This window comes from Photorhabdus stackebrandtii, assembly GCF_011189495.1.
Lineage (GTDB): Bacteria > Pseudomonadota > Gammaproteobacteria > Enterobacterales > Enterobacteriaceae > Photorhabdus > Photorhabdus khanii.
The window spans coordinates 1-403 of record NZ_PUJV01000183.1 but is presented as its reverse complement, the minus strand read 5'-3'; the positions used below and the strand labels follow the sequence as shown (position 1 = coordinate 403).

Below are 403 nucleotides of genomic sequence, written 5' to 3'. Positions count from 1 at the left end.
CTGGTGTATGAAAACCAGTCGCTCAGTTATGCGGAACTCAATGCCCGGGCGAACCGGCTGGCACATCAATTAATTACGCTGGGGGTCGTGCCCGACCAGTTAGTGGCGATTTGTGTCTCACGCTCACTGGCCATGGTGGTCGGGATATTAGCCATCCTGAAAGCCGGTGGGGCGTATGTCCCGCTGGATCCGGCTTACCCCGGTGAGCACCTGATCCATATTCTTACTGATGCCAATCCAGTTATTGTGTTGGCGGATGAAACCGGACAGTCCTCTTTGGGAGAAAAGGTATTGGTAGAACGTCAGGTGTTGAATCCGAATGCCGTATTTGAACAATCAAAGAGTAACCCACAGATAACCACATTGACATCACGGCACCTGGCTTATGTCATTTACACCTCGG

General features: G+C 51.6%; 1 protein-coding gene. It reads left to right on the top strand.

The genetic code is table 11. From position 1 onward, the window contains the following. The coding region (locus C5470_RS22245; RefSeq protein ID WP_166291954.1) for an AMP-binding protein at positions 1 to 403 on the top strand (403 nt) is incomplete at both ends.